The sequence below is a fragment of the Desulfoluna butyratoxydans genome (assembly GCF_900699765.1).
In the GTDB taxonomy this organism is placed as follows: domain Bacteria; phylum Desulfobacterota; class Desulfobacteria; order Desulfobacterales; family Desulfolunaceae; genus Desulfoluna; species Desulfoluna butyratoxydans.
This window is the reverse complement of sequence record NZ_CAADHO010000003.1, coordinates 652,255-665,332: the sequence shown is the minus strand read 5'-3', so window position 1 is coordinate 665,332 and position 13,078 is coordinate 652,255. Positions and strand designations below refer to the sequence as shown.

Below are 13,078 nucleotides of genomic sequence, written 5' to 3'. Positions count from 1 at the left end.
GACCTCCGGGTCCCTTTACGCGTCTTCGTCGGGAATGACCCAGAGATACTGGGTGGTGGAAACGAACACAATGGAGCGGACGGTCTCTCCGTCCACCGCCACATTGGACACCTCGGTAAACATGTCCGTATTTTTCAGAAAATAGTCGGAGACGCGGTCGTACCCGGTGATGTCGATCTCTCCGCTCACCACCTGGCCGTTGGTCATCTTCATCTTCATCTTCCGATAGATGGCCACCTTTCTCTCGGTAAGGTCTCCGTTCCTCACCTCCACCCAGAGGATATGCTTCTTGGGAACGATCATGGGGCGACGGCTCTCGTCCTCCCCGTTGACGGCCTCGTACATCACGATGTCGGACTCGTTGTCCAAAAGAAAGGTCCTGATGTCCCGACCCACAATATTCACCAGCCCGTCAAGCTGGCTGTTGTTGGAAAGGCATAAGGTGATTTCACAGTCTTTTTTCGGGTAGATGCCCATACGCGCTCCTTCCTGGCGAGCAGAACCGGCCGCGCCGTCGCACTGCCCGGCCCGGTTATCAATCCGTTCACGGTAGAGGTCCACTTGGTTGCCACTACCACCCTTATCGTCTCAACCACGGTGAAGATTGACCCTTTTTTTCCATCTTGTAATATCCCGATAAACCTTATAAATATAGGCTGTATCAAAAAAAATTGTCAATTATTAAACAATTGTTTTCACCTATTTATCATTGGGAATTCACATGAAACCAGAGGGAACCAGTATCCTGCTCATCAACCCCGGGGACAAGGTACTGCTCATGCTCAGGGACGACCTGCCACACCTGCCCTGTCCCAATATGTGGGACCTTCCCGGAGGCCATGTGGAGGCAGGGGAAACACCGGAGGCCTGCATCCGCCGGGAACTTATGGAGGAACTGGGGTTCTGCCCCGAGACCATCCGCCCCTTCGGGGTCTACGACTTCCCGGACCGCCTGGAATACGTCTTCACCGCCAGGGCCGACTTCGACCCGGAGACCGTGGACCTCACCGAGGGCCAGAAGATTGCCTGGTTCACCCTTGAAGAGGCCGACGCCCTGGACCTGGCCTTCGGTTTCAACCTGGTGATTACCCATTGGGCGGAGAAGCGGGCCGTCGATTGACACCTTGGGACAAAATACACTAAAATGCGCCGATACAATTGCCGATACTATTAGGGCGGGTGATTGATCATCTCCTGACATCAGCAAATCCATCAGTTGCCACCCCACGGAGAAGGCATGGCCGACGAGAAGCGATACAGTGTGGAAGAGGCTGCAAAGGAGCTCGGAACAGGGGTTTCCACCCTTCTCCTGTGGAAACACATCTACAGCGAGTTCCTCTCCGCAACCGGGGACGCAAGGGACGACACCCTCAGCCGCGACGACATCCACCTTTTTACCTACATTTCCGAATGCACCGAGTCGGGCCTCACCCGTGAGGAGATCCGTCTGGCCTTAAGGAACCGGGCCGCGGGAAAGGGCCCCCTCTTTTCCCGCAGCGCGTTTCGGCACGACGACGATGACGACATCCTCGCCCTCCTGGACGACGACAACCCCACACCGGCTCTCCTGGCAAGGCTGGTCATCCAGCAACGCCGCCTGGCCGAAGCCGAAGAGCGCAAAGCCACGGCCATGGAACGCCGCATTGCCGTGGAAGAGGAGAAATCGCGCAACCTGGCAGCCATCCTCAGCACCCTGCAAACATCCGGTATCCCCTTGGCCGCCACGGCAGGCCAGGGCCCTCAGCCCTCGCCCGAACCGCCGACCCCGAAGCCCACGGCAGAAATGCCCCCCGCACCCGAGGCCCCTGGAGAGCGCCCCGAGAGCCCGGAGCAGACAACACCCCACCCCTGCCCGGATAACACCGACACCCTTTCCGAAGAGCCGTCTTCCGGCGAAGACACGGACGACCTCTGGGGCCTCGTAAACGACGAGCCGCCAAAGCCATCCCCTGTCATGGAGATGGACAACCTCTGGGAGCTGGTGGAGACCCCCGAAGACCAAAAGCCCGATGACCTCTGGGGCCTGGTGGATGTCCCCGCCGAAGAGAAGCCTGACGATCTCTGGGCCCTGGTGGACGAAGCGCCCGCCGCAGAGACCACCGAAGAGATGGACAACCTCTGGGACCTGGTGGACGAAAAGCCTTCGCAGGAGCCCGCCAAAAAGCCCATGAGCGACACGGGCCTGGACGACCTCTGGACATCGGACGAGCCTCCGGCCCATGAACCACCGGCGCCTCCTGCCCCCACAAGCGTCCCCCACGAGGAGATGGACAACCTCTGGGACCTGGTGGACACGCCGCCCCAACAGACAGAACCTGCCCCAAGCCAACCCCGGCAGGCAGCCCGCACAGCCCCTGCGGCAGCCGAGGAACACGCCCCACTGCCATCGGACCCCGAGGCCTACAAAGATTTTATCTTAAAGGAAATCATCGGCATGAAACGCCGGGAAGGGTTGTCCGCCGCCCAGGTGGCTGAGCGGCTCAACAACGAGGAGCGGCCCACCTTCAGCGGAAAAGGCTCCTGGGGAACCCGTACCATCGAAGGCATCTTCCGCATCATTGAAAAGGCCGGCCCCGCATAACCCATGACACCGGGTTGCGGGGCGCAAAAAAGGTCCGGTCTCTACCTGGCCCCTGCATCAAGGGCAAACCGGGTGTCCACGAACTTATCCAGATCGATCTTGTCCGTCAGAATCCCCATCTCATCTTTCATGTAATCCTGAATTTTCGCCAGGTCGTCGATGACCGGGAAGAGTTCGTCCGTGGAGATACGCTCCTTGGGTTCGGTGAGGACCTTGTAAATCAAGTCGCTGTTCTGCCCCAGAAAATCGGCGCCGATGATGGAGGCGGGCTTGGGCTGGGCCTCCACGGCCATGCCGGAGCGCACCAGGCTGCGGGTCAGCTCGTGGACGGCGTCGGGGTTCTTCTCGATCACTTCGTCGCGCATCACCAGCACGCAGCAGGGGTGCTTGGGCCAGAGATCACAGGAGAGGTGAATGGCCTCGCCGTTGCCGCTGTTGATCACCTTGGTGCCGATGGGCTCAGCCACGATGAACCCGGCGATCTCCCCGTCTTCATCCAGGTCGATGGCATCGGGCATCTGAAAAGGCGCCACCACCTCCAGGAAGACGTCGGCTTTTTTGTCCCGGGTGGTGCCGGGGTTAAGCCCCTTCTCCTTGAGGAGACGGTGAAACAGCATGTTGTGCACCGAGAGCTGGTAGGGAATCAGGACCACCTTGCCGGCAAAGTCTTCGATGCGCTGGATCCCGGCACGACGGCTCTTCACCAGGATACTGCCCGACTTGTGGGTAAACAGGATCAGCTTGATGCCCACCCCGGACTTGTAAATATCCATGGCCGTGGGGGCAAGGATAAAGGCACCGTCAAGGGCTCCGGTGGCCAGGTCGTCGGCCACCTCGTTCCACCCGTTTTTCAACACCGGCTGGAGGGAGCAATGCTTGAAGGACTCCATCCCCTTCCGCAACTTGAGATCCGTCACACCGAGAATCAGGTGATCGGTAATCCGCAGGTGACCAATCTTCAACACAGGCTTGTCCGTCATACACACACCGCTTAAAACACCAGATGGGTTACCAGGTCCCCTTTTGTAAACCACTGTTTCCCAAAAGGGCCTGAAACACGCCTCCAACTGGCATTGGAGGCGTGCCGCCGGTCATCTCCGGTGCGTCACCCCACCGGAACATACGTTGTTGATGCCCCTTGCGGGCTGCAAGGGAGCATCGGTTCAAGACCAGTCGGAATCAGTGCTTGAAGCTCCGCTGGCCGGTGTAGACCATGGTGGCGCCGTATTCGTTGCACGCCTCAATGGACTGGTAGTCGTTCAGGGATCCCCCGGAGTGGACGATGGCGCTTGCCCCCTCGCGGAGACCCACGTCGGCGCCGTCGCGGAAGGGGAAGAAGGCATCGCTCACCATGGTGGCGCCCTTGATGCCGCCGTTCTCCGCCTTGACCCTGGCGTCGATCTCCGCTTTCTTGTCGGCGTCCGTAAGGTCAACGTACCCCACGCCATAGGTCTCGAAGGCGTAACGGTCGGCAAGTTTTTTGTACGCCTTGTCCACGGCGATCTCGGCAACACCCACGCGATCCTGCTCACCGGTGCCGATACCCACGGTCACCTGGTCCTTGACGTAGATCACGGAGTTGGAGGTGATGCCGGACTCCACCAGCCAGCCGAAGAGCATGTCTTCGTACTCGGCGTCGGTGGGCTCCCGGTCGATGGTGTACAGGGTCCCCTTGTACTCGCACTGGGCAAGCTTGAGGTCCTTGCGCGTCCTGGCCTCGGGCACGAAGGAGAGCTGGGTGATGATCCCCCCGTCCATGAGGCTCTTGAAGTCCACAACGCGCTCTCCCACATAGCTCTGGAGACGGTCCATGTTGCCGATGCGGATCACCCGGAGGTTCTTGCGCGCGGACAGGATCTCCAGGCTTCCTTCTTCAAAATCGGGGGCCACAACCACTTCGGCGTACTGGTTGCTGATGGCCTCGGCCGTGGCCTTGTCCACGCTGCGGTTCAGGGCAATGCACCCCCCGAAGGCTGCGATGCGGTCGGCCATGTACGCCTTGGCGTAGGCCTCTTCCAGGGAAGCGGCCCGGGCCGCGCCGCAGGGGTTGTTGTGCTTCACGATGACTGCCGTGGGGGTATCGGTGAAGTAGCGCAGGATGTTCAGGGCGTTGTCGGCATCGGTGAGGTTGGTCTTGCCAGGATGCTTCCCGGACTGAAGGAGCTCGATGTCCGAGGCAAGGTAACGCCCCGGTGCGATGGTCTGGGTCTCCCCCACCACCAGGTTGCCGTTGGCCAGACGGTACAGCGCCGCCTCCTGGCCCGGGTTTTCACCGTAGCGCAGCCCTTTTTTGACCTGGTCGATGGTCCAGGCCACTTTCTCGTAAAAGAGGGTCTGGCGGTTGTCGCCGTCCACAAAGGATATCTCCATGGCCGGTGCAAAGTGGTCGTCCATGATGGTTCGGTACATCTTTTTCAGATCGTCTGCCATGTGCTTTTCTCCCCCCGAAAGGACCCTTCTGCAGCCTGTCTGAAAAGCCGCCGTGGGCCCCGTCGGGTCCGGATAGGGTGTTTAGGATGCGCTGTAACACCCCGAAACGCTCTGCGGGGCCTGTGCTGCGAGATAATCGGCAATGTGCCGGTCGTAGGTGGCGGTGTGCTCAAAGGCCTTGGTCGCCAGATCGTACCTTAAGGACAGGTCTGTTGCCCCGTCGTTGGCCTCCAGGGACGCCACAACGGCCCCGTAATCCGAGGGATTCACCACCGAGGCCACCCGAAGGTAGTTCTTGGCAGAGGCCCTGACCATGGTGGGTCCGCCAATGTCGATGTTGCTGCGGGCCTCCTCCACGGTAACCCCCTCTTTGGCCACGGTGGCCTCAAAGGGATAAAGGTTCACAACTACCATATCTATCGGAACTGCGGCGGTTCTCTTTAAGTCTTCCTGATGAGAATCGTTGTATGTTTCCGTCAGGATTCCGAGATAGATTTTGAAATCAAGGGTTTTGACGAGTCCGCCCTGGGTCTCGGGCTGGCCCGTGTAATCCGACACCTGCACCAGGTGCTTTGCCGCGGCATCGCCCAGGATCTTTTCGATGGCCCCGAAGGTACCGCCCGTTGAAAAAATACGAATGGACGGGTTGACCCGCACCAGGGCGGGAACCAGGGTGTCCAGTCCCGTTTTATCCGACACGCTGATCAGCACATGATCGACCTTCACCCGGTCGTCAATGCGATCCACAATATTCATCCCCATAGTGTTGTCCTGTTTTTTTGTGGTGGTCTTTATCTTAGATGAACGGCCGGCGCCCCGACTGTCCGTTATGGTCTCCGCGCCCCTGACGGCCCGTGGCCCCCCAGCTGCGGCAGGTGCGCAATAGTAAAACAGCCCATGGCAAAGATCAAGGTGCATTCCGGACGGGTCAGTGCATGAAAATCACCGTGCTTTCGGCCGTTGCAGGGCTTGTAAAATTTTCTAACATCCCGTCCCCACCACGCGGCCACACAGCACAAAAAATCAATGATAACACCCCAAATCACACCCTCCAACCCATCGCACATGCCCCCGAGCCGAATCGGAAGGAGACCTGCCTTGCCTTGACTTTTCATGGAATCAGCTTAGGTTTAGGGGCATCACCGCCGGGATTCAAGCGGATCAAACCCGACGCACCCGCCAAGGCAACGAGGCGTCGTCATGTTGACTTTCAACCGGAGGACTTTCCATGAGCACCCTGACCGTGAAAAACTTTGCCGCCTGCACCCACGAAGACGTGGCCGACGCGGTCCTCACCCTTGCCGCGCCCCTGTGTGCCGCCTGCGACGACGACGCCATGAAGCACCACCTCATCTCCCTGGCCGTCACCGGCTGGAACCTCTCCCTTTTTGAAAGCCGGGAGAAAGAGGGGTACAGGTCCCAGGTGGAAGAGCGCCTCCCAGCACAGCTCCCCGCAGAACAGAAGGAGGTCTTCGTCCGCTTTGTCCTGGATCTCATCACCGCCAAACAGTCCAGGTACCCCGCCATGATGAAGGGCATCAAATCCTGGGACCTCCGCACAGACAACGGCGAGCTCACACTCTCGGTGGAGGCCCTGCCCGTCAAACCCGTTTAACCCTCTGGGAGGACATCATGCTCACCCTCACCCAGTTCCGCTACGGCGCCGACAATTTTTCCTATGTGGTCAGCGGCCCGACATCTGCCGTGGCCATAGACCCCGGAGCCGTAGACGAGATCCTGGCCTTTGTCGACGCCCGGGGCCTTGACCTCACCCACGTCATCAACACCCACACCCACCCGGACCATACCGTGGGCAACACCCCGCTGATCCTGCGCTCTAAGGCCACCCACCTGGACATCCCTGCCCTTCGCCGACAGGGACGGCTGGAGATCGACGGGGAACCCCTCATCGTCCATTACACCCCGGGCCACATGGACGACTGCCTCACCTTTGAGATCAAAGGACGCCTCATCACCGGAGACACCCTCTTCAACGGCACGGTGGGGACTTGCTTTTCCGGGGACATGGAGAGCTTCTACCGATCCGTCACCTTCCTGCTCACCTTCCCGGACGACACGAAAATCTACGCAGGCCACGACTATGTTCAGGAGTCCATGGCCTTTGCCCGCATCATCGAGCCGGAAAACGAAAAGGAGATCGCCCGCTACCTCACCCTCTACGACCCGGACCACGTGGTCTCCACCCTGGGTGATGAGAAACGGGCCAACCCCTTCCTGCGGTTCAACGAACCCAACCTTGTGAAAACCATGAAACAAAGGGACCTTCCCGTGGCCACCGAGCGGGACCGGTGGCATTCCGTAATGGAGCTGTACTGATGGACACACGCAACGAAACGATCACCGACCCCGGACTGTGGAACGAAAAAGCCGTAGCCGTAACCGTCAAAGCCACAAAAATGCTCTGGGGCAAGCACAACGAATCGATCCAGGCCTGGCTCTTTGAATCGGGCTTTGCCCTTAAGACCCTGAAAGAGGCCTTCATCGGCTGGCAGGTGAGGAACACGAGAAGGCCCGCAGACTCCTGGGGCACCCAAGGCGTGGACAAGATCCTTCTCCCCGAAGGGCTCACCATCCCTGTAATCCGGGACAAGGAGCTCAAACGCGTCGTCATCTTCCGCATGGGTCACGGCCACGACGGGGAGTACCATACCGTCGAAGGCAGCGATGCCGTTCCCCTGGTCCTTTCCGGCACCACCCGCCGCACCGTGCTGGTGCGCAGGGAACTCGACGCCCTTCTGCTCCACCAGGAACTGAACAACCAATGGACCGTGGTGGCCTCGGGGGACCTCCCCCAAGGCGCCCTTGCCACCGCCCTTCAAGGGGCCGAAGAACTCCGCGTCCTTGCCATGGACAGTGACGCAGAGGCCCTTGCCTCCGTGGAGGCGACGTCCCCCGTCCCCGTAAAGGGCACGAGCCTCGTGGAGCTGGCCCGTAAGGGCCTGCTGGCAGACACCCTGGCCTCGCTCTTCAAATAAGGGCTATGCCCTAAAATAATAGTAACCATTCAGATTAAAAAAGCCTGCCTGCACAAACACAAAAGCCGTGACCGGTCATAAACACATGACCGATCACGGCTTTTTTACACTGATAGTTCCTTGTGGAGGCCTTTAGATGGTGTTGTTCACCGCATCGAACTCTGCCTGGATCTCATGGGCGGGCTCCTTGTCCATGAGGCTCACCGCCACGATCACAACAATGGAGACCAGAAAACCCGGCACGATCTCATAAAGATCAAACAGCCCCAGAAATCCGCCCGTAAGCTGCTTCCAGACGATCACGGTCACCCCGCCCGCCACGATGCCGGCCAGCGCCCCGTTGCGGGTCATGCGCTTCCAGTAAAGCGAAAGAAGAATGATGGGGCCGAAGGTGGCTCCAAACCCGGCCCAGGCATAAGAGACAAGGCCCAGCACGGAGCTGTCGGGATTCCGGGCAAACATCCAGGCAAATACCGCCACCAGCATGACGGCACATCGGCTCACCCACACAAGCTCGGCGTCCGAGGCCTCTTTTCGAAACAGCACCTTGTAAAAATCCTCGGTCAGGGCCGAAGAGGTCACCAGGAGCTGGGAGTCGGCGGTACTCATAATGGCTGCCAGGATCGCTGCCAGAAACACCCCGGCAAGGACCGTGGGCACCAGCTGATCCACCATCACCATGAAGATCTTCTCCTGGTCACCGGCAGCCAGGGGAACGTCCAGGCAGACCAGGCCCACAAGGCCCACCACCACGGCAAAGGAGAGGCTGGCCACCACCCAGAGCATGGCAATGGTCTTGGCCTTGCGGATCTCGGCGGTGGTGCGGATGGCCATGAACCGGGCCAGGATATGGGGCTGACCAAAATAGCCCAGGCCCCATGCGGCAAGAGAAATAACGGACATCACGGCCAGGGGCGCTCCTTTGGTGTCCGTGAAGATGCTTAAAAAGGCGGGGTTGATGGAGCGGATCCCGTCCAGGGTGGTGGCAAGCCCTCCGGCCTTGATGATGCCCAGGGTGGGCACCACGATGATGGCCACGATCATGATCATGCCCTGGAAAAAATCGGTCCAGCTCACCGCCATGAACCCGCCCAGGAAGGTGTAGGAGATGATCACCGCCACCCCGATGAGAAGGGCCGAGTTGTAGCTGAGCCCGAAGACGGTGCTGAAGAGCTTGGCCCCGGCCACAAAGCCCGAGGCTGTGTAGATCAGGAAAAAGATCAGGATAAAGATGGCTGAAATGATCCGCAGAAGGTGCGAGGTGTCCCGGAACCGGTTCTCAAAATAGTCGGGCAGGGTGATGGAGTCACCGGACATCTCCGTGTAGTTCCGCAGCCGCTCGGCCACGAACTTCCAGTTCAGCCAGGTCCCCATGGCAAGGCCAAAGGCAATCCAGAAGGATTCGAGCCCCGCCACGTAAGCATACCCCGGCAGGCCCAGAAGGAGCCAGCCGCTCATGTCCGAGGCCTGGGCGCTCATGGCCCCCACCCAGCTGTTGAGGCCCCTGCCCCCCAGGATATAATCCGAGAGGGTCTTTGTCCTGCCGTAATACACCCAACCGATCCCCACCATGAATATCAGGTAGAGGACAAACGAAATCAAAATCGACACACTACTGTCCTGCATACGTCCTACTTTCCGCTCCCCATGATTCATACACACAAAAAAACCGGCGTTGCGCCGGTTTTTACGAACAACCCGTGGTTTTTATCAGAACGGCCCGGTCTTTTCAACTCCGGGCCCATGGACGCAAAAAGGCCGCCCCCGGACGGGAGCGGCCTTTTTTGCCCCAAAGCAATGGGGAACGATCAAACGCGCCTTAGAAGGTGTAGGTCAGGGTCATGCCTGCGCCCCAGAGGATGCCTTCGTTTTCGCAGTACACTTGAGCAGGGGCACCATAGGCTGCAGTGTAATTTTTATTAAGCTCGGTACTTCCACCTGTTGTGGAACGCTTCGACGTCGAAATCACGTGTTGGACAACAGCATCAATATTCCATCGTTCATTGATCCGCCATCCCATACCAAGGGTATAGACGTTGCGATCCGTGTCAGGCCAGCCAAACTCAAAGGTCTCATCGGGAACGGGTGAGGGGTCGTAGGTATAACCGGCACGAAAGACGAACGCCTCAGTGGCCTGGTAAGAAATCCCCAGCTTGTATGCGGTGGTATCTTCCCAGTCACGATCATGTTCAAAGGTCGTCTCTATGGTCTCTTGGCCTCCTACCAGCGGACGGAGAGCTTCAGGTACATTTATAACAGCATGTTCATCCTGATTCTCGTTGATACTCCACCTGGTCCAGGTGACGTCGGCCTCAACCGAAAACTTACGATTGGGCATCCAGCGGACACCAGCCTGGACCTGCTCAGGATGGTCATACTCCATCGTGACGCTTCCATCCAGATCCTGCGTCCCCCCCATGGCACCAGAAATCATCACATCCCCTTCGAAATCACCGTCGGAACGACCTCGGTAGGAAAGCCCCATGGAGAGCTGCTCAATGGGACGGTACATAAGCCCCACATTAAAAGAATAGTTGAAGTCGTCAGTGGACTCCATTTTAAGTTGGGCACCATCTAACACATTTGCCAGCGCAATGTATTTTTGTACATCCGCTAGTCCTGCGGGCTTCCCTGAAACTTCAAGCATATGTTTTACTTGATTAGAATTTGCTGGATCCTTCAAATCATCTGAAATCTCCATTGTCTTTCCTGCTTCAGAGATCGAGCGTCCAAGACTCACCCCAACGCCTACTGAAAATTTATCCGACATCTTGTAGGACAAAGTAGGGGATACAGCCACACGCCCGTAGTAAGATTCCCAGGCGTAGGCACTGGACGGAGATTTTGCAGGATCCTTATCCCAAGTAACATGAAGACCGTAAGGGGTATACGCAGCCACACCAAGAGTAAGGCTATCGGTCACCGGCATGGCAAAGCCCAGGGACGGGCTGACAATGTCCATGGTATCGGATTCATAATCCGATGGAGCGCCATCCAAAGTAGCATTGGATCCCTGCGATACCACATTCCAGTCAGACACTTCAATCTTGGCATTGTAGTACATGGCACCCGCCGATATGGTGGGCTTTTCGATGAGCGAAAGCCCCGCCGGGTTGTAATAGGCCGCAAACACGTTGTCGCAGTAAGCCGACACGGCGCCCGCCTGGGCCGTGTTCATGGCGCCGATCCCCATGGTTTCGACGTTGGCTGCATAGGCCGACGACGTACTCAGCACCACCGCTGCAAGGACCACCAATCCTTTTTTCACCATTTTTTCCACCTTCATACTTCTCTCCCAAAAAGTTTGTTGTTACCTATATTGTCACCGGTTGCCACAAGCTAACTAAGTTCACCACAAGCAACCGCGAGTCAATCCACCAGAACAGGAAACTAACTTTTTTTGCACGATTGGAGAGATAGTAGAGACCGTGAAAACCACTTGTCAACTGCAAACGGCATTTACACTCTAAAATTAGAATCACAATTCCATTCGCCGGATTAATACCTTGTTAAAACTCGTATTTTGCAATACCGACGTTTCATGTGTGATCTTCGAATCACAGAAAGAAACAGAGTTCTCTTAATGTATCGCCATTTTTTTAGTATACAATTGATTTATTGCAGGCTGAGCAACAGATTGTGCATCAAAAAGAGAACACCCCCACAAACAACAAAGGCGGCTTCAACTCGCCAGACATAACAAAATTGAGGGATTTTCCTGCAAGATCCCTGTGGACACCCTGCACAGCCGGGGGTAAGACAGGACAAAAAATAGAACGCATACAATATAAATTATAGAGACGGAAACAGCCTTAACCAGACAACTTAGGGAGGAGAGATGGACTCGTTGATCAGAGAAGACGGAACATTGCCCTACGGATACCACCACAGGCCGGTGGGAAAACTCAACTTCCTGGACTTTGATCTCAGGTCGGCCTTCGGCAGGCGACGCAGCTTTCTGTACAAACGCCTTAAGTTCAATCGCTTCAATTTTGTGGGGTTCATGTCCGACAGCTTCATGGCCGGTGTGGCGGTGGTGGATTTGGGGCTCATCAAAAACGGCTTCGCCTATCACCTTGACCGCGCCACGGGCGTTCTCACGGAAACCTCGGTCCTCACGCCCTTTAAGGCCACCATCCGCCCCACCCCCGACACCCCTTTGAGCCGAATCAAAACCCCGGCCCTTGACCTCACCATCTCCGAAGACGGCGTGGACTGCCGCACCGACAGGTTTTCGATCAAGGCGGCCTTCACCGCCCCGCACCCGGCACCCCTGCGGGTGGTCTCCCGCACCGGGTACAGAGGCTGGACCTACACAGACAAACGGGCCCCCGTCCAAATAAGCGGCACCCTGACAGTGGACGGCACCCAGACGAAGATAACCTCACCGCAGGTGCTGGCCCTCACCGACTGGTCCGCAGGCTACATGCGACGCAACACCTTCTGGAGCTGGGCCTCGTCGGCGGCCGTGCTGGCCGACGGCAGGAGCTTTGGTATGAACCTGGCGGCCGGGGTCAACGAAACCGGCTTTACCGAAAACATGGTCTGGATTGACGGAACCCCAACCCACATCGGCCCCGTTCACTTCGACTACAAACAAAACAACACCACCGCCCCCTGGCGCATTACCTCCATGGACGGCATCATCGACCTGGCCTTCACCCCGGAGGGCCACCGCGAAGAGAAGGTCAACGCCCTTGTCATGGGAAGCCTCTTCACCCAGCTCTGCGGCCGCTTCACCGGCACCGTCACACCACCCGGCAGAACCCCCGTAACCGTCACCGATGCGCCAGGATTCTGCGAGGACCACTTTGCAAGGTGGTGATTCGACGCGTAACGATTCAAGCCTTAAAAGCTGCATTCCAAGGTTAAAATCGGCTCAAAAAGCATGCCTCCGGCGGCGAGGTGAGCCACCTCGAAAGCTGATTGCCCTTGCGCTTTGTCCCTCGTTCCTCGGGCCAAAGCGCAAGGGCCTTCGGCTCGGGCTTCGCCCGCTACAAAAGCCGGTGGTTTAGGCAGACAGGCTCTCACCCTTCGAAGGTACGGGATACGCTTTGCCCCATGTCACAAC

General features: G+C 58.0%; 12 protein-coding genes. 6 read left to right on the top strand and 6 right to left on the bottom strand.

Going from position 1 to position 13,078, the window contains the following annotated elements; all coding sequences use genetic code 11:
• Window positions 1-15 precede the first annotated feature (15 nt).
• Complete coding sequence (locus tag MSL71_RS11680) at window positions 16-477, bottom strand: hypothetical protein (RefSeq protein WP_180140434.1); 462 nt, start codon at window positions 475-477, stop codon at window positions 16-18.
• 244 nt (window positions 478-721) lie between these two features.
• Here MSL71_RS11680 and MSL71_RS11675 point away from each other — a divergent pair, with 244 nt between their 5' ends.
• Window positions 722-1,120, top strand: a complete 399-nt coding sequence (locus MSL71_RS11675; RefSeq protein ID WP_180140432.1) for an NUDIX hydrolase — start codon at window positions 722-724, stop codon at window positions 1,118-1,120.
• A 117-nt stretch (window positions 1,121-1,237) separates the two neighbouring features.
• A complete protein-coding gene (locus tag MSL71_RS11670; RefSeq protein WP_180140430.1) occupies window positions 1,238-2,581 on the top strand; it encodes a MerR family transcriptional regulator in 1,344 nt (447 codons plus the stop codon).
• Between the two features lie 41 nt (window positions 2,582-2,622).
• On the opposite strand, the gene MSL71_RS11665 is transcribed toward MSL71_RS11670, so the two are convergent.
• The 3 genes from MSL71_RS11665 to MSL71_RS11655 form a co-directional block, all read right to left on the bottom strand.
• On the bottom strand, window positions 2,623-3,561 hold the full coding sequence (locus MSL71_RS11665; protein ID WP_180140427.1) for an ABC transporter substrate-binding protein: 939 nt from the start codon (window positions 3,559-3,561) through the stop codon (window positions 2,623-2,625).
• Window positions 3,562-3,760: 199 nt separating this feature from the next.
• Window positions 3,761-5,011, bottom strand: a complete 1,251-nt coding sequence (locus MSL71_RS11660; protein WP_180140425.1) for an IMP cyclohydrolase — start codon at window positions 5,009-5,011, stop codon at window positions 3,761-3,763.
• 81 nt (window positions 5,012-5,092) lie between these two features.
• Window positions 5,093-5,773, bottom strand: a complete 681-nt coding sequence (locus MSL71_RS11655; protein ID WP_180140423.1) for a hypothetical protein — start codon at window positions 5,771-5,773, stop codon at window positions 5,093-5,095.
• Between the two features lie 466 nt (window positions 5,774-6,239).
• On the opposite strand from MSL71_RS11655, the gene MSL71_RS11650 reads away from it, so the two are divergent.
• From MSL71_RS11650 to MSL71_RS11640, 3 genes are read left to right on the top strand one after another with little or no spacing between them, the layout of a single operon-like run.
• Entirely contained in the window at window positions 6,240-6,626 is a 387-nt protein-coding gene (locus MSL71_RS11650) for a hypothetical protein (protein ID WP_180140420.1), read from the top strand.
• Between the two features lie 17 nt (window positions 6,627-6,643).
• Window positions 6,644-7,348 carry an MBL fold metallo-hydrolase gene (locus MSL71_RS11645; protein ID WP_180140417.1) on the top strand — a complete coding sequence of 235 codons (705 nt, stop codon included), beginning with the start codon at window positions 6,644-6,646 and terminating at the stop codon, window positions 7,346-7,348.
• Entirely contained in the window at window positions 7,348-8,007 is a 660-nt protein-coding gene (locus MSL71_RS11640; RefSeq protein ID WP_180140416.1) for a hypothetical protein, read from the top strand. Before MSL71_RS11645 ends, MSL71_RS11640 begins: the two co-directional genes overlap by 1 nt.
• 132 nt (window positions 8,008-8,139) lie before the next feature.
• On the opposite strand, the gene putP is transcribed toward MSL71_RS11640, so the two are convergent.
• The gene (putP, locus tag MSL71_RS11635; RefSeq protein WP_218951010.1) at window positions 8,140-9,618 is read right to left on the bottom strand and encodes a sodium/proline symporter PutP; all 1,479 of its coding nucleotides are present in this window, start codon (window positions 9,616-9,618) and stop codon (window positions 8,140-8,142) included.
• A gap of 208 nt (window positions 9,619-9,826) precedes the next feature.
• Complete coding sequence (locus tag MSL71_RS11630) at window positions 9,827-11,293, bottom strand: OmpP1/FadL family transporter (protein WP_180140414.1); 1,467 nt, start codon at window positions 11,291-11,293, stop codon at window positions 9,827-9,829.
• Window positions 11,294-11,845: 552 nt separating this feature from the next.
• On the opposite strand from MSL71_RS11630, the gene MSL71_RS11625 reads away from it, so the two are divergent.
• On the top strand, window positions 11,846-12,832 hold the full coding sequence (locus tag MSL71_RS11625; protein WP_180140413.1) for a DUF2804 domain-containing protein: 987 nt from the start codon (window positions 11,846-11,848) through the stop codon (window positions 12,830-12,832).
• The last annotated feature ends 246 nt before the right edge of the window (window positions 12,833-13,078 follow it).